This window comes from Mycobacterium sp. NS-7484 (genome assembly GCF_001953975.1).
Classification (GTDB): Bacteria; Actinomycetota; Actinomycetes; order Mycobacteriales; family Mycobacteriaceae; genus Mycobacterium.
Map to the genome: position 1 here is coordinate 20,285 of NZ_MBEJ01000091.1, position 26,400 is coordinate 46,684.

General features: G+C 65.0%; 30 protein-coding genes and 1 tRNA gene. 16 read left to right on the forward strand and 15 right to left on the reverse strand.

Annotation, left to right across the window (positions count from 1 at the left end):
- The 4 genes from A5733_RS16515 (at position 1) to A5733_RS16530 (ending at position 3,929) form a co-directional block, all read left to right on the forward strand.
- The gene (locus A5733_RS16515) at positions 1–921 is read left to right on the forward strand and encodes an acyl-CoA dehydrogenase family protein (RefSeq protein WP_076240944.1); all 921 of its coding nucleotides are present in this window, start codon (positions 1–3) and stop codon (positions 919–921) included.
- Positions 918–2,081 (forward strand): acyl-CoA dehydrogenase family protein, encoded by a 1,164-nt coding sequence (locus A5733_RS16520; RefSeq protein WP_076240887.1) that lies wholly within the window; start codon positions 918–920, stop codon positions 2,079–2,081. The genes A5733_RS16515 and A5733_RS16520 overlap by 4 nt, the downstream gene beginning before the upstream one ends.
- Positions 2,081–3,094, forward strand: a complete 1,014-nt coding sequence (locus tag A5733_RS16525) for an acyl-CoA dehydrogenase family protein (RefSeq protein ID WP_076240888.1) — start codon at positions 2,081–2,083, stop codon at positions 3,092–3,094. Before A5733_RS16520 ends, A5733_RS16525 begins: the two co-directional genes overlap by 1 nt.
- 61 nt (positions 3,095–3,155) lie before the next feature.
- Positions 3,156–3,929: a VOC family protein gene (locus A5733_RS16530; protein ID WP_076240889.1), complete on the forward strand. Its 774-nt coding sequence runs from the start codon at positions 3,156–3,158 to the stop codon at positions 3,927–3,929.
- Here the strand turns inward: A5733_RS16530 and A5733_RS16535 are convergent.
- Positions 3,904–4,356 (reverse strand): cupin domain-containing protein, encoded by a 453-nt coding sequence (locus A5733_RS16535; RefSeq protein ID WP_067771059.1) that lies wholly within the window; start codon positions 4,354–4,356, stop codon positions 3,904–3,906. The genes A5733_RS16530 and A5733_RS16535 overlap by 26 nt on opposite strands.
- A 19-nt stretch (positions 4,357–4,375) precedes the next feature.
- Between A5733_RS16535 and A5733_RS16540 the strand changes: the two genes are divergently transcribed.
- Positions 4,376–4,795 (forward strand): hypothetical protein, encoded by a 420-nt coding sequence (locus A5733_RS16540; protein ID WP_076240890.1) that lies wholly within the window; start codon positions 4,376–4,378, stop codon positions 4,793–4,795.
- Entirely contained in the window at positions 4,792–5,412 is a 621-nt protein-coding gene (locus A5733_RS16545) for a GNAT family N-acetyltransferase (RefSeq protein ID WP_076240891.1), read from the forward strand. The genes A5733_RS16540 and A5733_RS16545 overlap by 4 nt, the downstream gene beginning before the upstream one ends.
- 81 nt (positions 5,413–5,493) lie before the next feature.
- Here the strand turns inward: A5733_RS16545 and A5733_RS16550 are convergent, their stop codons facing one another.
- Both A5733_RS16550 and A5733_RS16560 read right to left on the reverse strand, forming a co-directional pair.
- Positions 5,494–5,940, reverse strand: a complete 447-nt coding sequence (locus A5733_RS16550) for an Hsp20/alpha crystallin family protein (protein WP_076240892.1) — start codon at positions 5,938–5,940, stop codon at positions 5,494–5,496.
- A 761-nt stretch (positions 5,941–6,701) separates the two neighbouring features.
- On the reverse strand, positions 6,702–7,421 hold the full coding sequence (locus A5733_RS16560) for a DUF1326 domain-containing protein (protein ID WP_076240893.1): 720 nt from the start codon (positions 7,419–7,421) through the stop codon (positions 6,702–6,704).
- Between the two features lie 107 nt (positions 7,422–7,528).
- Here A5733_RS16560 and A5733_RS16565 point away from each other — a divergent pair, with 107 nt between their 5' ends.
- The 4 genes from A5733_RS16565 (at position 7,529) to A5733_RS16585 (ending at position 10,891) form a co-directional block, all read left to right on the forward strand.
- On the forward strand, positions 7,529–7,954 hold the full coding sequence (locus tag A5733_RS16565; RefSeq protein ID WP_083666251.1) for a rhodanese-like domain-containing protein: 426 nt from the start codon (positions 7,529–7,531) through the stop codon (positions 7,952–7,954).
- 53 nt (positions 7,955–8,007) lie between these two features.
- Entirely contained in the window at positions 8,008–8,307 is a 300-nt protein-coding gene (locus A5733_RS16570; protein WP_369830948.1) for a hypothetical protein, read from the forward strand.
- 729 nt (positions 8,308–9,036) lie between these two features.
- Complete coding sequence (locus tag A5733_RS27740) at positions 9,037–10,416, forward strand: hypothetical protein (RefSeq protein ID WP_076240897.1); 1,380 nt, start codon at positions 9,037–9,039, stop codon at positions 10,414–10,416.
- A 22-nt stretch (positions 10,417–10,438) separates the two neighbouring features.
- On the forward strand, positions 10,439–10,891 hold the full coding sequence (locus A5733_RS16585; protein WP_076240898.1) for a hypothetical protein: 453 nt from the start codon (positions 10,439–10,441) through the stop codon (positions 10,889–10,891).
- 212 nt (positions 10,892–11,103) lie between these two features.
- Here the strand turns inward: A5733_RS16585 and A5733_RS16590 are convergent.
- From A5733_RS16590 to A5733_RS16605, 3 genes are all read right to left on the reverse strand, one after another.
- Positions 11,104–11,176, reverse strand: a tRNA-Arg gene (locus A5733_RS16590).
- Between the two features lie 695 nt (positions 11,177–11,871).
- The gene (locus tag A5733_RS16600) at positions 11,872–12,333 is read right to left on the reverse strand and encodes an SRPBCC family protein (protein WP_076240900.1); all 462 of its coding nucleotides are present in this window, start codon (positions 12,331–12,333) and stop codon (positions 11,872–11,874) included.
- Positions 12,334–12,466: 133 nt separating this feature from the next.
- Positions 12,467–12,928: a MarR family winged helix-turn-helix transcriptional regulator gene (locus A5733_RS16605; protein WP_231965740.1), complete on the reverse strand. Its 462-nt coding sequence runs from the start codon at positions 12,926–12,928 to the stop codon at positions 12,467–12,469.
- 202 nt (positions 12,929–13,130) lie between these two features.
- Between A5733_RS16605 and A5733_RS16610 the strand changes: the two genes are divergently transcribed.
- From A5733_RS16610 to A5733_RS16620, 3 genes are read left to right on the forward strand one after another with little or no spacing between them, the layout of a single operon-like run.
- On the forward strand, positions 13,131–13,595 hold the full coding sequence (locus tag A5733_RS16610; protein WP_067771079.1) for an MmpS family transport accessory protein: 465 nt from the start codon (positions 13,131–13,133) through the stop codon (positions 13,593–13,595).
- On the forward strand, positions 13,574–16,426 hold the full coding sequence (locus A5733_RS16615) for an RND family transporter (RefSeq protein WP_076240901.1): 2,853 nt from the start codon (positions 13,574–13,576) through the stop codon (positions 16,424–16,426). Before A5733_RS16610 ends, A5733_RS16615 begins: the two co-directional genes overlap by 22 nt.
- 1 nt (position 16,427) lies before the next feature.
- Positions 16,428–16,904 (forward strand): hypothetical protein, encoded by a 477-nt coding sequence (locus tag A5733_RS16620; protein ID WP_233152710.1) that lies wholly within the window; start codon positions 16,428–16,430, stop codon positions 16,902–16,904.
- On the opposite strand, the gene A5733_RS16625 is transcribed toward A5733_RS16620, so the two are convergent.
- Entirely contained in the window at positions 16,846–17,661 is an 816-nt protein-coding gene (locus tag A5733_RS16625) for an LLM class F420-dependent oxidoreductase (protein WP_076240902.1), read from the reverse strand. The two genes, A5733_RS16620 and A5733_RS16625, sit on opposite strands and share 59 nt — an antisense overlap.
- Positions 17,662–17,741: 80 nt before the next feature.
- On the opposite strand from A5733_RS16625, the gene A5733_RS16630 reads away from it, so the two are divergent.
- Complete coding sequence (locus A5733_RS16630) at positions 17,742–18,830, forward strand: glutamate--cysteine ligase (RefSeq protein WP_369830949.1); 1,089 nt, start codon at positions 17,742–17,744, stop codon at positions 18,828–18,830.
- Here the strand turns inward: A5733_RS16630 and A5733_RS16635 are convergent.
- The 5 genes from A5733_RS16635 to A5733_RS16655 all read right to left on the reverse strand — a co-directional run bounded on the left by A5733_RS16635 (position 18,820) and on the right by A5733_RS16655 (position 22,558).
- Positions 18,820–20,034 carry an Nramp family divalent metal transporter gene (locus tag A5733_RS16635; RefSeq protein ID WP_076240904.1) on the reverse strand — a complete coding sequence of 405 codons (1,215 nt, stop codon included), beginning with the start codon at positions 20,032–20,034 and terminating at the stop codon, positions 18,820–18,822. The genes A5733_RS16630 and A5733_RS16635 overlap by 11 nt on opposite strands.
- 73 nt (positions 20,035–20,107) lie before the next feature.
- A complete protein-coding gene (locus A5733_RS16640) occupies positions 20,108–20,407 on the reverse strand; it encodes a hypothetical protein (RefSeq protein WP_142254040.1) in 300 nt (99 codons plus the stop codon).
- On the reverse strand, positions 20,407–20,634 hold the full coding sequence (locus tag A5733_RS16645; RefSeq protein WP_067771087.1) for a hypothetical protein: 228 nt from the start codon (positions 20,632–20,634) through the stop codon (positions 20,407–20,409). Before A5733_RS16645 ends, A5733_RS16640 begins: the two co-directional genes overlap by 1 nt.
- 50 nt (positions 20,635–20,684) lie before the next feature.
- A complete protein-coding gene (locus A5733_RS16650) occupies positions 20,685–21,758 on the reverse strand; it encodes a Gfo/Idh/MocA family oxidoreductase (RefSeq protein WP_076240906.1) in 1,074 nt (357 codons plus the stop codon).
- A gap of 8 nt (positions 21,759–21,766) precedes the next feature.
- Complete coding sequence (locus A5733_RS16655; protein WP_076240907.1) at positions 21,767–22,558, reverse strand: SDR family oxidoreductase; 792 nt, start codon at positions 22,556–22,558, stop codon at positions 21,767–21,769.
- Positions 22,559–22,720: 162 nt separating this feature from the next.
- Here A5733_RS16655 and A5733_RS16660 point away from each other — a divergent pair, with 162 nt between their 5' ends.
- Together A5733_RS16660 and A5733_RS16665 are read left to right on the forward strand one after the other, a co-directional pair.
- A complete protein-coding gene (locus A5733_RS16660; protein WP_076240908.1) occupies positions 22,721–23,191 on the forward strand; it encodes a glucose-6-phosphate dehydrogenase in 471 nt (156 codons plus the stop codon).
- Positions 23,192–23,344: 153 nt separating this feature from the next.
- Positions 23,345–23,668: a hypothetical protein gene (locus A5733_RS16665; protein WP_142254041.1), complete on the forward strand. Its 324-nt coding sequence runs from the start codon at positions 23,345–23,347 to the stop codon at positions 23,666–23,668.
- A 1-nt stretch (position 23,669) separates the two neighbouring features.
- Here A5733_RS16665 and A5733_RS16670 read toward each other — a convergent pair whose 3' ends face one another.
- The 3 genes from A5733_RS16670 to A5733_RS16680 all read right to left on the reverse strand — a co-directional run bounded on the left by A5733_RS16670 (position 23,670) and on the right by A5733_RS16680 (position 26,161).
- On the reverse strand, positions 23,670–24,590 hold the full coding sequence (locus A5733_RS16670) for a Ku protein (RefSeq protein ID WP_076240909.1): 921 nt from the start codon (positions 24,588–24,590) through the stop codon (positions 23,670–23,672).
- 49 nt (positions 24,591–24,639) lie between these two features.
- Positions 24,640–25,563, reverse strand: coding sequence for a carbohydrate kinase (locus A5733_RS16675; protein WP_076240910.1), 924 nt, complete (start codon positions 25,561–25,563; stop codon positions 24,640–24,642).
- Positions 25,564–25,636: 73 nt separating this feature from the next.
- Positions 25,637–26,161, reverse strand: coding sequence for a hypothetical protein (locus A5733_RS16680; RefSeq protein ID WP_076240911.1), 525 nt, complete (start codon positions 26,159–26,161; stop codon positions 25,637–25,639).
- Between the last annotated feature and the right edge of the window lie 239 nt (positions 26,162–26,400).

Here is a 26,400-nt window from a genome sequence, read left to right on the forward strand (position 1 = left end):
ATGATTCTCGATCTCGGCGAGGACGCCAAGGAGTATGGCCGCCAGGCGCTCAAGGCTTTCGAGGCCGCCGGTGGCGATCAGTTGTTGGCACAGGCCGACGCCAAGCCCGATACCCGCGCCGGACTCGTCGTGCCTGTGCTGGAGGGCCTGGGGGTCTTCGAACTCGAACCCCGCGGTGACGCCGACTCATTGGAGGCCGCGGCGGCGGTGTGCCGCAGCGCGGGCTATTGGGCGCTGCCGTACCCCGTGGCCGAGCGGTTGGCACGACCGGCGGGCGTGGAGGTCGACGGACTCGTCGTCATCGATGCCGACGTGCCCGAGGCCGCGCTGCATGGACTCGACAACCGGTGGGCCACTGTGACATTGGACGGGCAACGCAGCACGGTGACCCACATCGCCGCTTCGGGACCGTCGTTCGCCACGGCGCTGGAGCTGGCCGCGCTCGATTCTGATGGCCTCGATGATGTGGCGCTGGCCCTGGTACTGCCGTCATGGACGCTGCTGGGCATGCTGGACCGGGCCATCGACCTGACCGTCGCCCACGTCAGCCTGCGCAAGCAGTTCGGCCAACCACTGTCGGCCTTCCAGGGGGTGCAGTTCCAGCTCACCGATGCCGAGGTGGAGCGCAGCGGAGTCGAGATGCTCGCGAAATACGCCTTGTGGAGCCTGGCCACCCACGGGCCCGACGAGGCGATCAACGACGCGTTGGCGTTGCGGCTGGCCGCGATCGAGGCCGCAGAGGTGGTGTTCCGGGTGTGCCATCAGTTGCACGGAGCCGTCGGCTTCTGCGACGAGACCACATTGTCCTGGCTGTCGCGCTACAGCCAGCCGTTGCGCCGCTTGCCCTTCGGGGTGTCGAAGACCCGCGACACGCTGACCGCGCGGCTGGGTCGACGCGGACTCACCGGGCTGTTCTCATGACCGATCTCGACGAGTTCCGGGCCACCGTCAAAGACTGGTGCGCCGCGCACGTCCCGAAAGACTGGCGCGCCAAGCAGACCGGCGTCGACGCCGACGAGTTCGTGGCCTTCCAGAAGTGGTGGTTCGCCGAACTGCACACCGCCGGATATGCCGTGCCGCACTGGCCCGCCGAGTGGGGCGGCGGCATGAGTGTGCCCGAACAGATCGTGCTGTACCAGGAACTGGCCGCCCACGATGCACCCCGACTCGTCCTGGCCTTCGTCGGCATTCACCACGCCGCGTCCACTCTGTTGGCGGCCGGCACCGACGAGCAACGCAAAAAGCACCTGCCCGCCATCCTCGACGGCGAGATCTGGGTGCAGGGCTTCTCCGAGCCGGAGGCCGGATCGGATCTGGCCGCGCTGCGCACCACTGCCAAGGCCAATGGGGAGAACTTCATCGTCAACGGCCAGAAGCTCTGGGCCAGCGGTGCTCTGCACGCCGACTGGTGTCTGCTGCTGGCCCGCACCGATGCGGAAGCGCCGAAACGCCACGGCATCTCCTACTTCCTGATGGACATGCGAACACCGGGCATCGACGTGCGGCCGATCCGCAACGCGGTGGGCGATTCGCACTTCTGCGAGATCTTCCTCAACGACGTCGCAGTCCCGGCCGCCAACCTCATCGGCCCCCTGAACAAGGGCTGGCAGGTCGCCCAGGCCACCCTCGGCGCCGAGCGCGGTATGACCATGCTGGAACTGTCCGAGCGGCTGGGCAATGCGGGATTCCGGTGGTTGCTCGACACCGCGCCGATCGATGATCCGGTGGTGGCAGACCGATTGGCACGGTTCGAGATCGAACTGACCGGTCTGCGCGGACTGTGCCGGGATCTGGTGGAGCGAACCGAGGCCGGGAAAGCCGGGCCGGCTGACGCCTCGATCGTCAAGCTGTACTACAGCGAGCTGTTGCAGCGGATGACGGGATTCGGCGCGGAGATCGGTGGCCTGGACGCCCATACCGTGCTGACCAAACCGGCCTCCAGCGGCTGGGAATCCGGCGCCTGGATGCTCGACTTCATCGGCTCCTGGGAATGGACCATCCCCGGCGGCGCCAGTGAGATCCAGCGCACCATCATCGGTGAGCGTGGTCTGGGCCTGCCCCGAGAACCTAGTGCGGTGTGATGAGCCAGTTTTCAGAACTACATGACGAATTGCGGTCGGTGGCCGTCGATCTGCTGGCCAAGGACAGTGTCGACTGGCCGTTGTTGGTCTCGGCCGGCTGGGTCGGTCTGGATGCGCCCGAGGAGGCCGGCGGTGCCGGCGTCACCTTCGCCGAGGTCGCGGTGATCTGCGAAGAACTGGGCCGAGCCGCCGCGACCACGGGCTACCTCGGCAGCGGGGTACTGGCGATCGGTGCGTTGAATACGTTGCAGGAAAGCGCATCTCGTGACGCACTGCTGTCGGCGGTCGTCGCCGGAACCACCCGCGCCGCGGTCGCGCTGTCCGGAGCCGGCGACGTGCCATTCGAGGTGGCCGCCGGGCGTGTGCGCGGCCAGGCCACCTTTGTGCTCGACGCCATGGGTGCCCAGCGCTTGTTGTTGCCCGCACGCGACGCCGACGGTATCACCGTGCTGGTGGACGTGGCTGCCGGGACCCCCGGGCTGACCGTCACCGAGCAGCCGGTGCTCGACGAGACCCGAAGCGTGGCAACCGTCACTGCCGACGGCGTCGACGTCGACGACGACTCGGTGTGGCGGTTCGACGCCGAGGCCGGCCTGCACACGCTGACCGAGCGGGCCGCGCTCGCGGTGGCCTGCGACAGCCTCGGTGTCGCGCAGGCCATGCTCGACACCACGGTGGCTTACACCGGCGTGCGCCGCCAGTTCGGCCGCCCGATCGGCTCGTTCCAGGCCGTCAAGCACGCGTGCGCCGACATGCTGGTGAGGATCTCGGTGGCCCGCCAACTGGTGAGCGCGGCCATCGCCGACCCGGGGCCGCGCTCGGTATCCATGGCCAAGGCCTATGCGACCGAGACCGCCGTCGACGTGGCCGGCAAGGCCATGCAGTTGCACGGCGGCATCGGCTACACCTGGGAGAGCGGCGTGCACGTGTACCTCAAGCGGGCCGCGCTCAACCGGTCATTGTTCGGCTCACCAGCTGAACACCGCGCCAGGATTGCTGCGAGCCTGCGATGAGTTTCTGCGGTGACGGCGGTCGATACGAATGACCGACCACTCACCGTGAAGGAGAACTATCGTGGTTACCCGTCAGAGCGCGCCGTTGGGCGCCCCCACCTGGATCGACCTGGCCACGTCGGACCTTGAACGTGCCCAACAGTTCTATGGTGCGGTGTTCGGCTGGACGTTCGAGACCGGCGGCCCCGAGTACGGCGGCTACGTCACTGCATTCGTCGACGGAAACGTGGTCGCCGGGCTGATGCGCAACGATCCGCAGTGGAACGCTCCGGACGCCTGGACCACCTACCTGCATACCGCGGATGCCGACGCCACGGTCCAGGCGGCCACCGCGGCCGGCGGCGGGAACTGCGGTGGCGTGATGGACATCCCGGCCAAGGGCCGGATGTCGATGTTGTCTGATACCGCAAACGGGTTCTTCGGTATCTGGCAGCCGGCCGGGCACGACGGCTTCGCGGTGTTCAACGAGGCCGGTGCGCCGGTGTATCACCAGTTGACCACGAGCGACTATGCCAAGGCGTTGGACTTCTACCGCACGGTGTTCGGCTGGAACACCGAGACTGTTTCCGACACTGACGAATTCCGGTACAGCACGGCCAACTTCGACGGCGAGGCACTCGTCGGTGTGATGGACGGATCGGCGTTCATCCCCGAGGGCGTCCCGTCGACGTGGACCACCTTTTTCGGAGCCGACGATGTCGACAAGACCATCGAGCTGATCGTGGCCAACGGTGGCTCAGTGGTACGCCCCGCCGAGGACACTCCCTACGGGCGTTTGGCCGCGGTGACCGACCCGACCGGAGCCGGGTTCAATCTGTCGTCCCCGCAGAGCTGAGGGCGAAGTCGGCAAAGTCGAACCCCGGCACCACCACGCAGCTGACCAGTACGGGCTCGTCGTCGCGGGGTCTGGCGCGCTGCCAGTGCCCGGGCGGGACGAGCACTTGCGGGTGCTGGCCGCCGGTGATGTCCGGACCCAGCAGAACGCTTGCGGCCGTGTCCTTTTCCGCACCGACTTCCAGGATCAGGGGGCTGCCGCGATGGTGGAACCACAACTCCGCGCTGCGCACCGTGTGCCAGGCTGACTGCTGGCCGGGCATCAACAGGAACAGGATCGCGGTGCCGGCGCTGCGCGGCCCGGAATAGCCCGATGGAAGCGAGGCCTGGCTCACCGTCAGTTCGCTGCGCCAGGTCTCTCGGTACCAGCCGCCCTCGGGATGCGGAGCGAGGTCCAGCTGCCTGGCCCAGTCGGGTAGTTCGGTCACACCCGATAGTCTCGTCGCTATGGTTCGTCTGCGTCCAGGCTGGCTGGTTGCGCTGTGCGCCGCGGTTCTGGTGGTCGTGGCCTGGCTGCCATGGTTGACCACCAGTGCCAACGGCGGCGGACGGGCCAACGCCATCGGTGGAGCAGCGGGCAGCATCGTCCTGCCGCACCGTTTCGGTGCCGGGCAGATGATCGTTCTGCTGGGTTCGTGTCTGATCGTGGCCGGGGCGATGGCCGGGCGCGGCCTGTCCCAACGGTGGGCTTCCTTTGCCGCACTGGTGATTTCGTTGGCCCTGCTGGCGCTGACGGTTTGGTACTACACACTCAACGTGAAACCGCCGGTGGCCGCCGGTTATGGCCTCTACGTCGGCGGCGTCATGGCGGTGCTCGCCGCGGTGTGTTCTGTGTGGTCCTTCCTGTCGACGGTGGGTAAGCCGTGAGCGATTTTGTGACGCCCGTGGAGCTGACCGGGCAGCGCTGGGTGCGGTTGGAGCCCTTGACCCGGGAGCACATTCCCGAGATCGACGCCGTCGCCGCCGACGGTGAGCTGGGTTCGCTCTGGTACACCACGCCGCCGCGGCCCGGCCGGGCCGCCGAGTGGGTACAGCACATGCACGACCTGCGTGCGGCCGATCACGGCGTCAGCTTCGCGGTGCGCAGACTCGACGGCAGGCTGGTGGGGTCGACGAGTTACCTGCATGTCGACGGTCCGAACCGGCGGCTGGAGATCGGGCATACCTGGTACACGGCCGAGGCTCGCGGTTCCGGGGTCAACGCCGAGACCAAGCTGTTGATGCTCGGTCACGCCTTCGACCAGTTGAACTGTGTCGCAGTCGAATTACGCACCCATTTTTTCAACTTCGCCAGCCGTGGTGCCATCGAGCGGCTCGGCGCCAAGCTCGACGGAATCCTGCGCAGCCACCAGTTGCTGCCGGACGGCTCGCGTCGTGACACCGTCGTGTACTCGATCTTGGACATCGAATGGCCCGCGGTGCGGGCCAACCTCAATTTCAGGCTGGCTCGATCACTGGCGCAAGAGCGTGGGCCGCAGCGATGAAACGGGTTGTCGTACAACACTGATCGCGCGGAGGGGAGTGGCTGGGGCCTCCTGAGTGAGGCCCCAGCCTGGCCGTACCGGTTACTCCGCGTCGACGGTGGTTTCGATCGACTTGCGGTCGGTGCCGTGCGCAACTTCGATCTTGCGGGGCCGGGCACGTTCGGCCACTGGGATGGTGACGGTGAGGACGCCGTTCTCGTACGTGGCGGAGATCGCCGACGTATCGATCCCGTCGCCGAGCGACAGTTGGCGTCGATAACGGCCGAAGAACCGCTCGTTGGCCAGCCACTGGACCGATTCCTCCGAGCGTGCGGTGCGATGCGCCGAGATGGTCAGCGTGCCGTTGTCGACGTTGACGTCCACCGAGCCGGGATCGATGCCCGGGAGATCGGCCGTCAGAACGTAATGGTCACCGATCTTGCAGAGGTCCATCGGCATGAACCTGGGTGTGCGCGTTGACCCGGTTTCACTCGACAGCAAACTCCTGGTCAACATGTCAAGGTCACTGAAAGGATCAAAACGAAGCACAGTAATTCACCTCCCGTAACGTCTCAGAGCCCGCCACCCTGGCGGGCAGCCAATCACTGTGCACCGCCGACATTAGCACTCGACACAGGAGAGTGCCAGAAAATTTTCGATGCTTTTTTCGACGGTTTCACCGCATCAGAGGCGTACTGAACGGGACGCCGCGGGCGGTCGACGTGCGGGTATCGGAAACGGGAAACGCCGTGGCGGAATCCCGCTTGGGATTTCCGCCACGGCGTTACCCGTGTTCAACCGTCTCAGTCGTCGTGACCGTGACCGTGGCCGTGTCCGCGACCGTGCCAACGCGGGCCGTGGTCATACCAGCCCCATCCGGGGCCTTCGACGCAAGCCTGCACATAGCCGTACGGCCCCGTTGCGCAAATGTTCGGACCTGCTGAGGCCGGAGCTGCACCGGCAACTGCCACGCCGACCGGTACCGCCAACGCACCGAGTCCGACCGCTGCGGCCCTCATCAGTTTCGAACGGATCATTTTCACCTCCGGGTTGTTTGCTAGTACGTGCTCAGAACCCCCGTCTGTAGATAACATTAGTGCATCTCATCATCTTCCTGAGAACCGCCTGTCACCCCGTCGTGCAGCCAATTTGCTCTCGGTGAAGTCTTCCCGGTCAGGGCATTGCATCCATTTGCCATATCGATCAGGTCTCGCCGACCGTTTCTCGGAGTGTTGCCAGCTGCCCTGCGGGAGGCGCTGGCCTGCTGGTACGTCCGCTTCCGGTGGCGAGTTTCGCTGCCGGCGTCGGACTCAGCAGCCGCAGCTGCAGGACGCCGAAAACTGTGCTTGGTCGTTCGTCTCGGCAGGCTCCGTGGGCTCGGAGCTGGGGCGCCAGTCGAACGGAAAATGCTTACTCGACCCGCCGGTGTGCTCGTGCGACCAGTCGAAGCCCACGGCGTGGTCCTGCTTGACCACGCCCCACGTCGCGACCTGGCCGGGACCGACCTCGGCGCCCGGGGCGTTGATCGTGGTCACCCGGCGGTTCGGGTCGGCTGTCGGGCCGGTCAGGGCCTCGACCTTCAGGTCGACCTTGCCCGGGATCTCCGCGCGCCAATAGGCAAGGTCCTCGGCGGACTCGAAACTGATCGGGGCGTATTCGATGCCGCGCATCTCTGAGATCAGGCTGGCGAATTGGGCCGGCCAGCCGCCTGCCTTGCCGGTGAAGATGCGCTCCAGCGCATCCCGCTGGGCGGCATTGCCCTTCCCGTCGATGTAGAACATCAACTTCATCGTCGCGTTCGGATCGCCGATCCACATGTTGCCGGCGAACTCACCGAGTGCGATCACGCTCAGGCCCGCCAGATCGATGTCGCCGTAGTGGCCTTCGCGGACGTGCCACACCAAGGTGAACAGACAATCTCCGTGCGTGGGCTCCTGGGCGAAGCTGCACGGGCACGGCAACTTGCAGCTGCAGACGTCGAACCATTCTCCCCGCAAATGCCAATCGACCGGTGTAGACGAACTGGTCATGATGTCGCTCCCTCTCGTGTGTATACCCCCTGGGGGTATCGAACGGCGTGAAGGTAACACCGTCGGCGTTCGGCGCGCAAGTACCCCCTAGGGGTATGCTGTCGGTCATGTTCACGAGGATTGGCCTGGCTGCGTTGGCCGTCATGGCCTCGGTGTCGCTGGCATCGTGCGGCGCATCGGCGGAAGCGCCGCCCGTCCCGGCCGAATCCGGCACGGCGCACCATCGGCTCGTCGGACCCGCGGACTTCGCTGCCGCGGTGGGTGAAGCCGATACGCTGACCATCAACGTCCACGTGCCTTACGAAGGCGACATCGCCGGGACGGACCTGTCGATTCCCTTCGACCGGATTGCCGAGCAGTCAGACCTGCTGCCCAAAGATCACGATGCGCCGATCGCGATCTACTGCCGGTCCGGACCCATGAGCGCAACCGCAGCCGCGACGTTGACGTCGATGGGCTACACCGACGTGGTGGAACTCGACGGTGGCATGAGGGCCTGGCAGGCCAGTGGTCGTCCGCTCATCGGGAACTGACCCCTTTTGTCCACGGCCGGGTGGTTCGAACATATGATCGATACGTGGGCGATATGCAAGCCATCGGCTACGGCGGACAGCCGGTCCGCGACGTGTTCCGCGTCGTTCGGCCACCGGCGGTGGTGCTGGTTGATCTGGTCGCCCTGTTCCCCCGGAAGCCGCACTGTGCCGGCCGCTACCACCCCTTCGGCATTCAGATGAGCCGTGTGGTCGAAGGCAGGCTCACCTGCTGGGCGCTGTGCGAGCAAGGCCAGTGGTGGGGCCTCGTCACCTACCCCATCCGGTACGGCGCCGAGGTCAAAACCGTCACGCACTGGGTTCCGGGGTGGGTGCTCAAGCCGAAGATGTCGTGAGTGCCCCCGGCAGGATTCGAACCTGCGACACCGGCTTTAGGAGAGCCTGCAAGCCCTCGTCGTCGTGGTCCCGAAAGGTACTCTGATTCAGCTATTTAACGCCATCTCGTACCAACCGATACCGCTCCGTGTCGCGGAGTCACCGACCAAGCACCGACCACAGATCAGCGTCCGATTCCTCTCACAAACGAGCGAAGCCCCGGCTGCAATCAGGGGCTCCATCACGGAGCGAATGTGAAAACCACCGCCGTTCTTGCGCGCGTGACCAGTCTGTCGTTGGCGCTCGACGACGGGGCCGTTCCGAACAGGGGCGGTGCGTGATCACACCAAGCCGCACGGATGCGAAGTCCGCGACCGGAGAGGAATCGGCGCCCGCCCCCGGCTTGCGGGATGTGTGCGTTAGCAACGCTGCGGTAACCTCGCTGCCAGCAAGTCGGCAAGTTGGGGGATCAACGTGGCAAACGATTTGGAAGTGGATGAGGACGGTCTGCGGTCAGCGGCGTTCGGTAGTGATCTGACGGCCGCGGCACTCGCGGGAACATGTCTCGGCGGACCTTCTGCGTCGCAGCCCAGCAGCGCCGGCGTGGCGGCGGTCAACGCTGCGCTGTTCAGAGTGCAGGCGCGTCAGTCGAGGCGTATGACTGGCCAGGCTGACGACCTCTCGGTGGCCGGTGCAAGGTATGACACTGAGGACGCCGCCAGCGCCGCTGCCATCGCGACGGTTTCGGTGTGAGCGCAGTCCCATCCGGGGACGTTGACGCGGTCAGTCGGTCGAAGATCGACGGGTGGAGCACCGCCGATTTGGCCGCGGCGTCACCGGCGTGGAGGCAAGCGGCGACCAAAAGCGAGGAGGCATTCGAGCAGCACCGACAAAACATCGTCTCCCCCGGCGGTACGACGTGGGAAGGTGACGCCAAGGACGCTGCCATGGATCGGGCGACGGTCGACGCGGCGGTGGTGCGCCGTCACGGGGACATGTTGCGGGAAGCCGCTGACATCGCAGAGAACGGTATCGCCGATATCAACGCGGCCAAGCGCGAAGCACTCGTTGCGATCACCGCGGCCGAGGCGGCCGGGTTCACGGTTCACGAAAACCTGTCAGTGACCGACGCTTGTCGCTACGACATCACCACGATCATCGAGCGCAATAAGGCCGCCACTGAACATGCCGCTGACATCCACTGGTACGCCGAGCGGCTTGTACAGACCGACACTTTCGTCGGGCAGCGACTTCAGCAGAAGGCGCTTGAGTTGGAAGAGATCAGGTTTTCTGCGGAGGAGCATGTCGGCGACTCAACGGTCCAGCTTGTGAACCACCCGTTTAAAGAAACGCCTCTTGAGGTCCCATTTCCGCTAGAACCAGCGCCTTTTGGTGGCAGTATCGAGGTGAGTGACGATGCGATCAATAGCGAATCACCGGTCTTTCCGCCGAATCTGAAGGCACGCGACGAACAGTTCGCCACTTCTGACAAGAATGCTGCTCAGCGGTTTCTGGAGGGAACTGACGCCAGAGCAGAGGGTGAGGCCGCAGTCCTCTATTTGCGGGCACGTGGTTGGCATACTGCTGCTGACGTCATCACCCACTACCTCGGGAATGAGTCTGGGGGACGCGACCCGTCAATGGCTAAGCCATTCCGATTGAGCACTGCACAGGCCGATGCTCTTGCCGACGATGCTTCTAGCGGATATCAAGGCAACAAGTCGTTGCCAACGATCCTGGAGAATGCGAGGCAGACGGCTATCGCGAATGCCGCGCAGTCAAACCAACCCGTCTACACCGAAGTACTTGGTAGCGACCCGATGAGCCAGCAGATGGGCCGGGGCTGGAATCCTGTTGGTACTAGCGATCCCGATAATGTGTACGCGTTTGGCCGCTACTCGGTGCAAGTCGTGACTCAGGTGGAAGCAGCGCCCGGCCAGGAGCCAGTGGTCCGCCAACGCTATTTTGTATACGACTACACGGACTATGCGCATCCACAAGGAAGCGGCGGCGGCCCGATCGAGAGTATTAAGCGATCGGCCATCGATGGCCTAGCGACGTTGCGTGACATCGGTTGGGCGCGGGGTTTCGACACCACAGGGACCAGCAGCATTCGTACGTACCCTTAGCGAGGAAATCGAGGTATAGGTGGTGACGGTGCGGCTGATCCTCACGGCGCTCGTGTTGGCCGTGCTCGCCTTGTCGGGCTGCTCGAACGAGGTTACGTTCGAGCAGAACCCTCTGGACGAGAGGCAGACTCGAACCGAGTTGCAGGGCATGGGGATAACGTTGCCCGAGAACTATACGCAGCTGTCGATGACGAAGGCTCCGCCTCCAGGCTCAGGGGGAGCCAGCTATGACGGCGTGTTCAAATCGCCTTCGCCGGCCGCACCTATTGAGGTCGATTCGTCACCTGTGAAGATGACGCTGACGACATGCCAGGAACTGCGGTGGTATGACCTGCCTGACGGCTTGGACTGCGGCATGGCGAAGGATTTGCACCGTGCGGCAGTGCTGCTCAAGAGTGCTGATGGCCTCAACGTGGTTTCGGCGCAACTCCCGTCGGGAGAATCGCATATCTACCTCTCGGTCTCGGGCCATTGAGGGTCGCCCAGGCGACGCCACTGAACCACCGAATGGGCCCCCCTCACCGGCCGCTTCCCGAGCGACCTCGATGACGTTGCTGCCCACGTTGACCAGACTGCTCGCCAGACCATTGCGAAACAGCACGAATCTACTGACACCAATTAGACACCGACCAAGCACCGACCACAGGGGGGCGACGAGAAACCATGTTGACCTGCAAAAATAAAGAGTGCCCCCGGCAGGATTCGAACCTGCGACACCGGCTTTAGGAGAGCCGTGCTCTATCCCCTGAGCTACGGGGGCCGGGACCTATCGAAATAGGTGTGGAAAACCCATAGGGACGATTCATGGTAGTCGGTGAGTGCCGAATAGGTGGTATCGGGGCAATCGGGCTGTCAGGACCTGGTGCGCCCTGTGGGGAGGAACTGAGGTGGATGGTAGAGAGCGGGAGCTCGAAGAATGGCGGTCAGCGGTCATGTCTGACGTGCACGGGCCGGACGTGACCGCGGCTACCAGGGCGCTGTTGGAGCTGACCTACGGCGATCCGGATCGTCGAGCCGTCGAAGTCGTCCTCTTGCGCCAACTTTCGTCGCCGGGTGTGGATCCTGAGTTGAAAGAGCTGGCTGTCACATGCATGGGACACATTGGGCGACTTCATCGCGCGGCAAGCCCCGACGTGGTTCGTCGACTCGAAGGGTTGCTCGACGATCCGGACCTGGGTGGGCGGGCCGAGGATGCACTTGGGGACATACGCGCCTTCGCGGACGAGAGGGAGCGTGGGACTGCGGTTGTCTCACCCTCCAGCGACAGAGTCGCTGATAGCCGGGCATTGGACGAATGATGCACATGAGGCACGTGGTGCCTGAGTGCCAAAATCGCTGAGCGACAATGGGATTGGCGAGGCACAACGACACTAGTGTGGCGATTGTCGCTGGAAAGTCGCTCATAAGCGGGCACATCGGACATCCCTCCGAGAACTGGCCGATGTTGACGCACGGCTACTGCTCGCCGTCCTCCACCACGGCCTTGATCCGTTCGAGAGTCTTGCGCATGTCGCGGACATTGCGGCGCGTGCGCAATTGACCGCCGAGCACCGAGAACACGGTGGTGAAGGCCCCTGGCGTCATCCGGAAGGACTCGGTTACGTCGGTCTCGGCACCGGCCGGCTCCAAGCGGTAGTGCCAGTTGTTGACGGCTCGGTCACCGACGAAGACCGCAAAACCGAACTCTCGTCCGGGCTCACAGGCGGTCACCTCACACGTCGTCCAGTAGACGGGGCCGATCTCGTTGCGTTTCACGTGTCCGCGGAAGCGCGCGCCGAGTGCAGGCCCGGTGGCGCCGCCGAGCCACTCGGCTTCCATCACCTCTGGCGAAAACTTTCCGGTGTTGCGGACGTCGGAGATGAGATTCCAGATGCGGTCCGCCGAGGCAGACATCCGCACGGTTACCGAGCCTTCCATGGGCATTGCGTCGGCCTCCTCGGGGCGATGGCGACAACCTAACACCGGTGTGGACCGGGACTACGGGTTTTCCGGGGTTCGGCGCCACGGTGGCCGGTGTGATCGTCGGTGTATGACGGTCTCCGGGTTTACCCTAGCCAGCGGTGCTGTCGGCGATCTCACGCATCTGGTCGACGAGGCGAGTCGCGACCTGAGCCGCGAGCCACAGCGTCGTGCGGTCGTCCTCGGGCAAGTCGGCCAACAGCGCGGCGATGCGTTGTTTGCGGACGACGGCGCGTTCCTCCCACAGGCGACGGCCCCCCTCGCTGACCTTGACCAGGCACGCCCGGCCGTCGTCGGGATCGCTGCAACGTTCCAGCAGCCCTTGGCTTTCCAGGCGTTGCACCAGCTGCGTCATGCCGGACTGGCTCGCGCCCTCGGCCTCGGCGAGCGCGGTGACCCGCATGGGTCCCTCGCGGTCGAGGCGGACCAGAACCAGTGTCGCGCTCGCACTCAACCCCTTGCGGTCGGCGAGATGTCGCCACATCAGGTCGGCGCTTGCCACGAGCATCGCCGAAACCGCTTCCACACTGCTGTCGACGGACTCACTGCGCACCGCTTATTTATATCAGACATAGGAAGTAATAGGGAATACCGTTGCTGCGGTGCAACGGCGGCCCGGGCGCTGAAGAGCGCGAGAAGCGACTGTAAATTACGCCAGCAACGCATTACTCGGCCTGGCAATCTGCTGTGAATGCGCAGACGGCCTTGGCTGCCGGGTTGATAGATGCATCCTGTATGCGATATATCTGTCGATCATGATCGGGGAGCAGCCCAGAGGCGACCGCAGACCACGCAGCCTCACGGCGCTGGCGAAGGGATGGCTTCCCCTCGTCACCGTCATCGCGCTCGGCGTGGGAGGGCTTGGGGTCTGGAAGGTGCATCAGATGTCCGAGCCGGGACCGGTCCCGACGGTTCTCGCCGCGCAGGCACCCGAGCAGTTCACGCCGAAATCGCTGACCTATGAGGTGTTCGGCTCCGTCGGTGACGGCGGGATGCTGAGCTATGTCGACATCGACGGACACCCGCACACTGTCGAACTCACCGAGCTGCCCTGGACGCACACCGAGACGACGACGCTGACCGTGGTGTCGGGCAGCATCTCCGTGCAAGTCGACGGGGGAGAGGTGGGCTGCCGGATGTTGGTGAATGACATTGTGCGCGACGAACAGTCGTCTACCCACGCTGAAGCCGATGTCACGTGCAGGGTGAAGTCCGCGTGACTACGCATCGGGTAAGACCTTTCGTGGCGCGGTCCGTGCGCGTGCTGGCGGTGCCGATCATCGTGTTCTGGGCGCTTCTGGCCGTCGTGACGAACACGTTCATCCCGCAGGTCGAACGGGTCGCCGAGGAACTTGCGGGCTCGATGATCCCCAGTTACGCACCGTCACAGGTCGCGATGCTGCGCATCGGGGAGAAGTTTCAGGAGTCCACCTCCACCAGCCTGACCATGCTGGTGTTCGAGGCCGACCGCCCTCTCGACGACGGCGACCATCGGTACTACGACGACCTGATGAACCAGCTCAAGCAGGATCCCGACCACGTGCAGTACGTGATGGATCTGTGGGGCAAGCCCATCACGGCGGCCGGCGCCCAAAGTGTGGATGGTAAAGCGACGTTCGTGCTGTTGCGGCTCGCCGGCAATATCGGGCAGCTGCAGGCGAACGAGTCGGTCAACGCGGTGCGGGACATCATCGCCGACGACACCCCGCCGCCGGGACTCAAGGTGTACGTGAGCGGGGCGGCGCCGCTGGCGGCGGACACGCTGACCATCGCCAACTCCAGCCTCAACAACATCACGATCCTGACGATCATCCTCATCGTGATCATGCTGTTGGTGGTCTACCGCTCGGTCCCCAACCTGCTGGTGCCGCTCGTCAGCGTGCTGATCGAAATGCTTGTCGCCAAAGGGGTCATCGCGACGTTGGGGCACTTCGGCATCATCCCGTTGTCCTCGTTCGCGGTAAACATCGTCGTCGCGCTGACGCTGGGCGCCGGAACGGATTACGGCATCTTCCTGCTGGGGCGGTACCAGGAGGCCAGACAGGCCGGCGAGAGTCGCGAAGACGCGTACTACACCGCCTATCGCAGCGTCGCCCCCATCATCATCGGCTCGGGATTGACCATCGCCGGCGCGTGTTACTGCCTGAGCCTGGCGCGGTTGGACTACTTCCACACCATGGGACCGGCAGTCGCCATCAGCATGCTGTTCACTATCGCTGCCGCGCTGACCCTGGCGCCGTCGCTGCTCACGCTGGGCAGCCTGTTCGGCCTGTTCGATCCGAAGCGCGTCACCAAGGGTCATCTGTACCGGCGGATCGCCACAAGTGTGGTGCGGTGGCCGAAACCCGTGTTCGCGGCGAGTGCCGCCATCGTGATGATCGGCGCGGTCTTCGTGCCGACCTACCGGGTCAGTTACGACGATCGGACATACCAACCCACTGATGCCTCAGCCAATCTCGGCTTCGAGGCCGCCGATCGACACTTCTCGCAGAGCAAGTTGTTCAGCGAGATGCTGATGATCGAGAGCGATCACGACATGCGCAATTCCGCTGATTTCATCTCACTGGACCGGGCGGCCAAGAGCCTGATCCGGCTACCGGGTGTGGCCATGGTGCAGAGCATCACCAGGCCGCTGGGCCGGCCGTTGGAGCACGCCACCATTCCGTATCTGTTCACCACCCAGGGCAGCGGCAGCGGTCAGCAGTTGCCGTTCACCGAACAGCAGAACGAGAACACCGACAAGCAGGCCGAGATCCAGGCGCGTTCGGTCGAAGTGCTTCAGAAGGTGATCGGGTTGACTCAGCAGATGGCCGACGAACTGCATTCGACGGTGCTCACCTTGGAGAACCTGAAACAGGTCACCGATGACATGAACGCCGGGATCTCCAATCTCGACGACTTTCTGCGTCCGCTGAAGAATTACTTCTACTGGGAGCCGCACTGTTTCGACATCCCGGCGTGCTGGGCGATGCGATCGTTGTTCGACTCGCTCGACGGTATCGACAGCCTCGACGCCCAGATCGCCGACGCCGTCACGTCTTTCGAGGCTATCGATCGCCTGCTGCCACAGATGATCTCGCAGCTGGAGCGGATGATGTCCGACAGCAGGGCACTGCTGGGCGTCATCACCAACAATTACGGCCCCGCGCATCTGCAGGCCACGCAGACCGATCAGACGTTCTACGACCTGATCAACGTGGGCAACGACTTCGACCAATCCCGCAGCGACGACTTCTTCTACATCCCCAGGGAGGCGTTCGACAACGAGGACGTCAAGACCGGCATGCAGTTGATGATGTCGCCCGACGGCAAGGCCGCCCGGTTCATCGTCACACATGACGGCAATGCCATGGGCCCCGAAGGGATCGATCACGTCGAACAATTCCCGGACGCGATCAAGGCGGCGCTGAAGGAAACCTCGTTGGCCGGCTCGAAGATCTACATCGGCGGCGCGGGGTCGAACAACAAGGACATCAAGGCCTACGCCGCCTCCGATCTGCTCATCGTGGCGATCGCCGCCTTCGTCCTGATCTTTCTGATCATGCTGTATCTGACCCGAAGTCTGGTGGCGGCCATGGTGATTCCCGGCACGGTGGCCTTCTCCTATGCCGGTGCGTTCGGGCTGTCAATCCTCGTCTGGCAGCACCTGATCGGCCTGCACCTGCACTGGCTGGTGTTGCCGCTGACCTTCATCATCCTGGTGGCGGTCGGCTCGGACTACAACCTGCTGCTGATCTCTCGGGTCAAGGAGGAGTCAGGTGCAGGGTTGAACACCGGGCTGATCCGGGCGCTCGGCAGTACCGGTGGGGTGGTGACATCGGCGGGTCTGGTGTTCGCGTTCACGATGCTGGCCATGCTGATCAGCGATCTGCGCACCATCGGTCAGGTGGGCTCGACCGTGTGTATCGGGCTGCTGCTCGACACGTTGATCGTGCGCTCGTTCGTCGTGCCGTGCCTGTTGCGCTTCCTCGGGCCGTGGTTCTGGTGGCCGACGTTCATCCGTCAGCGTCCGTTACGGCACCAGCCGTCACCACAGCGGCAGGCGGTGTGACATGACGACCTCGACCCTGTTCGGCATCCTGTCGATCGTCTCCTTCGCGCTGATCTGGGTGTGCGCCGCGGTGGCATTCGTGTTCACCAGGCGGATGAGGGAGCGCCGCCACGTCGTCGCGGAACTCGGCATCGGTGCCCTGCCGGCGACGCTGCGCAAAGTGCGTCGGCGCGAGGTTCTCACCGACGATGAATTGCGCCTGGCCCGAGAAGTTCTCGCCGACCGTGGCAGCGTCATGGCGCTCGCGGTTCCGGCCACCCTGTTCTGTATCGGGTGCTTCTACGTGTTCGGCAGCCTCGAGCAACTGCATGGCCACACACCTTCGGAGAGAACGTTTCTCGGAGTGTTCCCGATGCTCACCTCGACCAACATGGCGATCCAGATTCTGCGTAGCGCCCGGCTGAAGCGGCGGGTGGCACTCAACGGAGCTCGGCGATCACCTTTCCGAACGCCTCGGCATGGGCGGCCTGCACGATGATGTAGCTGATCCCGTAGTCCTGCCGCAGCCGGCGCAGATGATCCGCGATGGCACTGACCGACCCCGACAGCACCCCGGGATGACGTAGTAACTCTTCGTCGCTCAGACCCGGCAGATAATGCCGGGGCATCTTCAGGTTGGGCATCTCACTGCCCGGGGCAGGCATCGCGGTGACGGCGATGTTGAGCTCGATCTGGTCGAAGCGGTCACCGGCGGCGTTGCGCAGGAACGTGATTCGCTCCACCAGGGGGTCTCCGTCGACGTGATCACCGCCGGTGAGGCCGATGATGTCGGCCGTCTCGGCGGCCACGGTCAGCAGCCGGTCTCCGTTGCCTGCGATCAGGATCGGGATGTCGGCGGCGTGCTCGCGGAGATACTCAGTGGTGTGCCGGAGGTAGTCGATGCGCTCGCGCGCACTCGGGAACGGCAGTTCGGCGGCCTCGAACTCTTCGCGTACGTATCCGGCCCCCAGGCCCAGATCGAACCGTCCGCCGGACAGATCGCGCAGCGCGGTGGCGTCGCGGGCCAGCAGCGCGGGCTTGTAGAAGCAGGCGTTGAGCACGAAGGTTCCGAGCCGCAACGTGCTGGTCGCCGCGGCGACGGCGGTCAGCGTCGGGAACGGTGCCGGGGCACCGAGATGGTCGGGAACATTGAGCACGTCGAACCCGAGGGCTTCGGCGCGGCGCGCCGCCTCGGTGATCTGGGACTGGGACTCGCCGGTGCGCAGGCTGACGCCGAAGCGGAAATCCTTGGGCATCACCCGATCTTAGGCACCATCGCCTGACGTTTGGGAGTGACTGCGGTGGGCAATTCTCAGCCGTGACAAGTCATCCGACGATGGGTGTGGAGGAGGAGTTCCTTCTCGTGCACCCCCACGGCGGCGAACCGATCGCCCGCAACAAGCAGGTTGCCGCCACTGCCGCCGAGCACGGGGTGGAGCTGCAACTGGAGCTGACCAGCTGTCAGGTGGAGACCGCCACAGAAGTGATGGAGACCAGCAGTGCGCTGCGCTCCGAGCTGCTGCGGCTGCGTCGCGTGGCCACCGAGGCTGCCGTGGCCAACGGGGCACAGTTGTTGGCGGCGGGGCTGCCGCCGACCGTGCCGCACGAGTTCCCGGTGACGCCGACGCCGCGTTACCGCCGAATCGCCGACCGCTTCGGCATGATCGCCCATGAACAGGGCATCTGCGGGTGCCACGTCCACGTCGCGGTGCCCGACCGGGATGTGGCGATCTACGTCAGCAACTGGCTGCGGCCATGGCTGCACGTGTTCGTGGCGTTGACGGCCAACTCGGCGATCTACCGCAAGGCCGACAGCGGACATGCCAGCTTCCGCAGTGTGCTGTGGTCGCGGTGGCCGAGTGCGGGACCGCCGCCACACTTCGATTCGGCCGACCACTACGACGCCATTGTCGCCATGATGGAGCGGTCCGGCGCAGCGTTGGACGACGGGATGATCTATTGGGATGTCCGCCCGTCGGCCAACTTTCCCACCGTCGAGGTGCGGGTGTCGGATGTGCCGGCCACGGTGGACGAGACGGTGCTGCTCGCCACCTTGATCCGCGCCGGGGTGATGACGGCGGTACGCGCCCACGACGACGGGGAAACCCCTCGGCGGCTGACCGATTGCGAGATCCGCGTCGCACATTGGAAGGCGGCTCATGACGGCCTGGACGGTGAGGGTCTGTATCTGCTGGGGGAGCCGTCGGTGCTGCCGGCCCGGGAACTGCTGGGCCGCTTCGTCGAGACGGTGCGACCGGCGCTTGAGGCGTTGGGTGACTACGACATGGTGACCGACGAGCTCAGCCGCGTCGTCACCGAGGGCAACGGAGCGATGCGTCAGCGCCGGGCCTGGCAGCGCCGAGGCGAAATCGCCGACGTGATAAGCGAGTTGGCATCAGCAACGGTCGCCGGGCTCACCCGGTGACGGTCAGATAGATGAGCACCACATTGAGCACGCTGATCAGCCCGGCCACGGCCCATCCGAGTGCCGTGGTGACCCGGTGGTTGACGTCGCCACCCATCAGGGTCGCGTTGCTGGTCAGCCGCACCAGCGGAATCAGGGCCAGCGGTATGCCGAACGAGAGCACGACCTGTGAGAGCACCAGGGCCCGGCTGGGGTCGACGCCGATGGCCAGGACCACCAGGGCAGGAATCAGAGTGACCAACCGCCGCAACAGCAATGGGTAGGAACGTCGTAGCAGGCCCTGCATGATCATCGCACCGGCGTACGCGCCGACGGACGTGGATGCCAGCCCCGAAGCCAGCAGACCGATGGCGAACAGCAGGGCCACTGTCGGCCCGAGGGTGTCGCGGACGGCGGCGTGGGCGCCTTCGATGGAGTCGGTGTTGTCACGGCCCTGCAGGTTGGTGGCCGCGACGAGAAGCATGGCCAGGTTCACCGCACCGGCCACCAACATGGCCAGGCCGACGTCGTAGCGCGTCACCTTCAGCAGCAGCCGCCGGCGGGGTCCCGGCTCGGGGTGGCCGTGCCGATCCCGGGCCAGGCCCGAGTGCAGGTAGACGGCGTGCGGCATCACGGTGGCACCCAGCATCGCGGTGGCAAGCAGCAGGCTCTCGGCACCCTCGAAGCGGGGGATCAGACCGGCCGCCACCTCGCCCGGCGGCGGCGTCTCGACGAACAGGCTGGTCAGAAACCCGACCGCGATGACCATGAGCAGGCCGGAGATCACGTGCTCGAACATGCGCTGGCCCCGGCGGTTCTGCACCCCCAACAACAGCAGGGACACCACTCCGGTGATCACTCCACCCAGCAGCAGGGGCAGGTCGAACAGCAGGTGCAGAGCGATCGCCCCGCCCACCACTTCGGCGAGATCGGTTGCCATCGCGACCAATTCGGCCTGCAGCCAGTAGACGATCCGGGTCGGGGTACGGGTGTGGTCGGCCACCACTTCCGGTAGGGAGCGGCCGGTCACCAGGCCCAGCTTGGCTGAAAGGTATTGCACCAGACCGGCCATGACGTTGGCCATCACGATCACCCAGACGAGCAGGTAGCCGAACTGGGCGCCGGCGCTGACATTGGCAGCGACATTGCCCGGATCGACATAGGCGATCGCGGCGACAAAGGCCGGACCGAGCAGCAACCAGCTCGGCGACGTGCGCGGTTTCATGTCCAACAACGACCCAGCTTCCTATCCGGGTATGCGAATAGAAAAGTTAGGGTAGCCGAAACCTCGGGAATTGTTAACGGCGGGGGTGCCGACCTCCGCCACCGCCGCCGCCGTCGTGGTGGTCCCCGCCGCCGCCGATGTCGATCGCGATGCCGGGGATGCCGTCGTAACAGAGCGCGGCATACGCCGGATCACAGCCATACGGCAAGGCCGGCCCGGTCTGCCGAGGCGTCGCGTTGATCTGCACATTGCCGGGGTTCGAGCACCGAGTCGCACCGGCCACATCCGTGCACTCCGGATCGGCCGACGCCGGCGCAGCGACCGCCAGTCCGGCGGTGATGGCCAGAACTGCTGCGCCCACAACAAGTTTCATCATCCGATGGGTACGCCTCCCGAGCCGAAGATGTCGTTTCCGTACCAGGGAACGTAATCCATCCCGGGCGGTGAGGTGACGATCTGCGTGCTGCCGCCGGTCTGACACTGGGTGGTGCGCGGCGCAAGGTCGGTGCACCTCGGCGCGGCGGCGCTCGTCGGCACCGTGAGCATGGCCAAGCACGGCGGGGCCAGCAACACCGCCAGGCAACGACTCACGTCGACCATGACTGCTCCGATCGTCGACGCCAGTCTATGTCGGCACCGCGCGCTTCGGCCTACCCGACGTAAAGCCCGCGACCGGTGACCAGGGGCAGATCGAGCGTGGTGCGGATGCCGGGCTCGGCGGCCACCACCGCCGGGATCGCGTTGACCACCCGCGCCGCCGTCGCCACCAGGCCGGCATGGTTGTGGTCACCATTGGGGCTGCTCAGGCACAGGTCCAGCGTGTAGGACGGCTCACCCGTCACGACCACGCGATACGAGCCACCTTCCTGGGCGGGCTGTGGCCAGTCCGGACACAGGTCGTCGCGCAGACGCGTCACGTGCTCGAGCACCACGGCCGGCCTGCCGTCGCGCATGCCGCGCACCTCGAACCGCAGTGCCGCAGTGGTGCCCGCCGGGATGTGCCCGGCGGCGATGTCGAAGTCCTCCGGAGCCGGCACCCGGGTGTGTTCCTCGGTGACCTCGTCGAGTTCGACACCCAGACCCGCGGCGAGCTGACGCACCACCGAACCCCAGGCCAGACTCAACACGCCCGGTTGCAGCAGCATCGGCGTTTCGTCGATCGGCTTGCCGAAACCCATCACATCGAACATCACCGCGGGGCTGTTGTACGTCGCGTAGTCGACGATCTCCATGCAGCGGATCTGTTCGATCTGCTGGCAGGTACCGGCCAGGGCCAGGGGTAGCAGGTCATTGGCGAAGCCCGGATCGATGCCGTTGACAAACAGACTCACCCCGCCCTGCTGGGCCGCGGTTTCGATCGGCTCAATCAGCTCGGCGGGCAGGACCTGCCAGGGGTATTGCAGGAACACCGCGGAGCTGGCCACCACGTTGACTCCGGCCGCCAGGATGCGCCGGTAGTCCTCGAGTGCCTCGGGCAGCCGGTTGTCGGCCAGCGCCGTGTAGACCACGCAGTCCGGTTTGTCGGCCAGGATCGCATCGAGGTCGTCGGTGGCCTGCACGCCTGTCGAAACATCAAGGCCGGCAAGCTCTCCGGCGTCTTTGCCGGCCTTGTCCGACGAGGAGACCCACACCCCGGTGAGTTCGTAGTCCGGGTTGGTGACGAGCTGGGCCAGGGCGTGCCTGCCGACGTTGCCGGTACCGATCGCCGCTACACGGATGGTCACAGTTCTCCTCAGAGGTCGGGGATGGGCAGGTCGAGATTGGGCATGTTCAGGCCGCCGTCGACCTCGAGCACCTTGCCGGTCAGGTAACTGCCCGCCGGGGAGGCCAGGTACACCGCGGCGGCGGCGATGTCGGCCGGATCACCGAGCCGGCGCAGTGGCGTGGCCTTTTCCATCGGATCGCGCAGCGCGTCGTTGGAGGCGACGATGTCGAGCGCCGAGGTCAGAATCGAGCCCGGCGCGATGGCGTTGACGCGGATGCGCGGGCACAGGTCCAGCGCGGACAGCCGGGTGTAGTGGGCGAGCGCGGCCTTGGCCGTGCCGTAGGCAGCGAACCCGCGGCCGGCCAGCCGCCCCACCGTGGAGGTGATGTTGATGATGCTGCCCCCGCCGGAGTGCTCCAGCATCAGCGGCACGGCCGCACACGTCAGGGCATGCGCGGTCGACACGTTGAACGTGAAGGCATCGCGCAGATCCTTGGTCGAGGTGTTGAGCAACGGCGCGGGCATGGTGCCACCGACGTTGTTCACCACGATGTCGAGTTTCCCGAAGGCGTCCACTGCGGCGGCCGCGAGTTCCGCGGTGGCCTCGGGATGGGCCAGATCGGCGACGACGATGTGTGCCCGCCTGCCGGTCTCGGCGATCTGGGCGGCGACCTCTTCGAGCTGGGTCTGGGTGCGGGCCGCGATGAGCACGTCGGCACCCGCCTCGGCGAACGCGAGCGCAGTCGCCGCCCCCAGTCCCCGCCCGGCCCCGGTGACGATCGCAACGTTGTCGTCGAGTCGGAATCTGTCCAGAATCACCTACACTCCGTTCCCTTGTTGGGCGCCACCGTAGCAGTACTTAGTCAGCCTAGGTGCGCAATTCTGAAACATGTTCTAGTCGATTCGGGCTACGGGAAAGCCTGCCCGCGGCCGCCGTGACAAGCGCACAATAAAGGGGTCGGTTCAATGTGGGGAGTCGTGATGACCCAGCAACGATATGACTTCTTCGGTGACCTCTTCGCGCGCTATTTCCGGCCCGCGATCGATCGGTACCCGCTGACGGCGGCCACGCTCGTGCATCGCCTGCTGGCCTGCACTGACGACGTGCAAGACCGGTTGGCTCAGGCTCGTCTGGCGGCCGAGGTGTGGGGCTCAGAAGAGCTGGGGCATGCCGGCCACGCCACGTCGGAACTGTTCGTCTTCACCCAGTGCGGCCTGATGTACGGCGCGCGGTTCGCCGATGCCCGGCACGGCCACTACTACCTGGCCACTCCGCGGCCGATGTTCGACGCGCTCGTCGACCAGATCGAGCACACGGCCTTGCGTCCGGGCACGGTGGTCGCGGTCGATCGTCGGTGTAGCCATGATCTGGAGTCCGCTCATCCGATGGATGCCGCGTTGCGGCGCCTGCTCGACGAACATGAGGCGTTGCGGGTCGACGTGGGCGTTTAGCGGCGTTCTCCAAGCCCTATGTTAACGCCGTGTTTCGGCGGTATTGGCTGCGTATTAACCGGTATGGATTCAGTATGAGTCTGTCCGACAACGGAATTCGGCCGTTTACGGTTTAGCCCACCTCGCCGAAACCGAAAGGACGGGCAGAATTCAGTGAAACGTAACGTGAAGGGATTGTGTGTCGCCGGCGCCGCGCTGGGTGGGCTGGCGACGGTGGCGGTGACGCCTGCGGTGGCTGCGCCCACGGAGTCGGAGGCGCGTCAGACCATCAGCGACCTCGAAAGTCAGGGGTACCGGGTGATATTGAGCAAGGTGGGTACCAAGGCCATCGACGAGTGCGCGGTGAGTGCCGTCCGGCAAGGGCGTTCGGTCACCGGACCGCAGGTGCCGGTGGGCGCGGCGAGCATCACGTCGTTCAACCCGGGACAGAACCTGCAGTACACCACGGTGTACGTCGACCTCGACTGCCGCCGCTGAGCTATTTCTTGGCGGCAGCCTTTTTCGCCGAAGCTTTCTTGGCCGCGGATTTCTTCGCCGGGGCCTTCTTGGCCGGTGTTTTGTGGGCAGTCGCCTTCTTCGCGGGTTCCTTCTTCTCCGGCTCCTTGGCCCCGCCGCGGGCTTTCACGCTGGCCTCGAGTTTGGCCAGTAGGTCGGAGACGTCCTCGGTCTCGTCGAGCTCGGTGGGCTGCTCTTCGACTGCAAAGGCTTCTCCGCCTTCGAGTTTGGCCTGCACCAGCTCGTGGAGTTGTTCCTGATAGTCATCGCGGAACTGTTCTGGCTTGAAATCGTCGGTCATCGACTCGACCACCTGGCCGGCCATCTTCAACTCGGCCGGTTTGACGTCGACTTCCTTGTCCAGCACCGGGAAATCCGGATCGCGGATCTCGTCGGGCCACAGCAAGGTGTGGATCACCATCACGTTGCGCTTGCTGAAGTCTTTGACGCGCAACGCGGCCAACCGCGTCTTGTTGCGCAACGAGAAGTGCACGATGGCCACCCGGTCGGTGTCGGCCAGGGTGCGGGCCAGCAGCACGTAGGACTTCGACGATTTCGAATCCGGCTCCAGGAAATAGCTCTTGTCGTACATCAAGGGGTCGAGCTGATCGGCCGGGATGAACTCGACGACCTCGATCTCACGACTGCGTTCCTCCGGCAGCGTGGCGATGTCCTCGTCGGTGATCACCACCATCTGGCCATCATCGGATTCGAAGGCCTTGTTGATGTCGCGAAACTCGACGACCTCGCCGCACACCTCACACACTCGCTTGTAGCGGATGCGCCCGTTGTCCTTGGCGTGGACCTGATGAAACTTGATGTCGTGGTCCTCGGTCGCGCTGTAGACCTTGACCGGCACGTTCACCAGGCCGAAGGCGATCGAACCCTTCCAGATGGATCGCATATGCCCAGTATGGCCCACCGGCCACGTCTGCAAACGCAGCCGCGCGCACTCAGGACGAAGTGGCGGCGTCCAACTCCGCACGATCGGGCAGGGCCGCACCGGCCCGGCCCACGGTCAACGACGCGGCCAGCGCTGCGGTCTGCAGCGCGCCCGCCAAGGTGTCCGTGCTGATCGCGGCCAGCTCGCGACGGCGATCGGCGCCCAGCAGTCCCCGGGACCACAGCGCGTCGAGCAGCCCGGACATGAAGGCATCGCCCGCGCCGACGGTGTCGACCACGTGCACCGGACGAGCCGGGACCGACACCGCCCCGTCGCGGCACACCGCGAAGGCACCCCGTTCCCCGGTGGTCACGACCACGATCGACGGGCCCACCTCCAGCCAGGCGCGGGCGATCTGTTCGGGGGAGTGCCTGGCATCGACCCAGCGCAGATCGTCCTCGGACACCTTGACGACGTCGGCGCGTTCGACCAGCCGGTCGATGCGCCCGCGGGCGATGTCGTCGTCCTGCACCACGTCGGCCCGTACGTTCGGATCGAAGCTGATGGTCGCCGACATGCGGTAGGCGTCCAGCAGCGCGGCCGTGGCGCGACAGCCCGGCTCCAGCACCGTCGCGATCGACCCGGTGTGGACCAGCAATGGGGTGGCCACCTCGGGTGTGCCGGACAGCTGCCAGTCGATGTCGAATTCGTAGCGGGCCGCTCCCGCGGCATCCAGCACTGCCCGCGCGGTCGGTGTCCGGCCATCCCCGGTGCTACCTGAGACCAGCTGTACCCCAGCGGATTTCAGATAGTCGATGATGCGCTCACCGTGGACGTCCTCGCCGATGTGGGTGAGAAAGTCCACGCCACGGCCCAGCCGGCTCAAGCCGACGGCGACGTTGAGCGGGCTGCCGCCGACATATTCGCCGAGGACGCTGCCGTTGCTCTCGACGATGTCGATCAACGCTTCACCGATGACCAGGGCTCGGCTCATGTCTTCATGCTAGGGCAGGCAATCGGCCATCCGAGGCTGGATTTGTCGATGGCCGGCCGTGCAGGTGGCGTTGTCACTGCTCGTCCCAGCGACGCCTCAGGAGCTCGTCGAGCTCCGTGGCGAAGTCGCTCGGCGGGTCAAAACTGCCTTCGTAGGCAAGTGTCACCCGTCCGGACGGGAGGCTGCTGTTCACGCAGTAGTAGAGCTGCCCTGAATCTTTCGTGAACCACATCAGTTGCGAGGGTTCGGACCCGATCGCGGCGAAACTCTCCCTCGGAAACCAGTCATATCCGTCGAGGCTCTCCCACATATCGGGGCGCCTGATTCCGTAAGACTGCCAATCCTGGGCGGTAAATCCCGGATGCACGTAGCGCAGAAATGCCTGTACCGCAGCCGGAAAACAACCGAAGAATTCCGCGTCGGGCTGTCCGAGGACAGCCGGATCCCAGCCGAGCCACAATGCCGGAAATCCGTCCCTGGCTTGCCCCGCCACGTAGATGAGAACGTGTTCGGACAAACCGCCCAGTTCTCGGCGAAAGACTCTGACATCGGTGAGTTCGTCCTGGAATCGGCGGGTAAATCTGGGCAGAAGCGCCATGAAATCGCTGCCCCACAGGGACAGTGCGTGGCGACATCTTTCGGTTGCGGTGGCCGCGGATGCGATCGGTCGCCAGTTCTGCGGTATTTGTGCCAGCTCAGTTGATCCTGCCGCGACCGGCGTCCACCTGGCCTCCCCGCCGCTGACCTCGGCGAGGATATCGTCGACTTCACATTCCGCCACTGCGTTCTCCTAAGGGCATGGACTGGTAAGCGAGAGAACAACTACCTTTCCGTGGT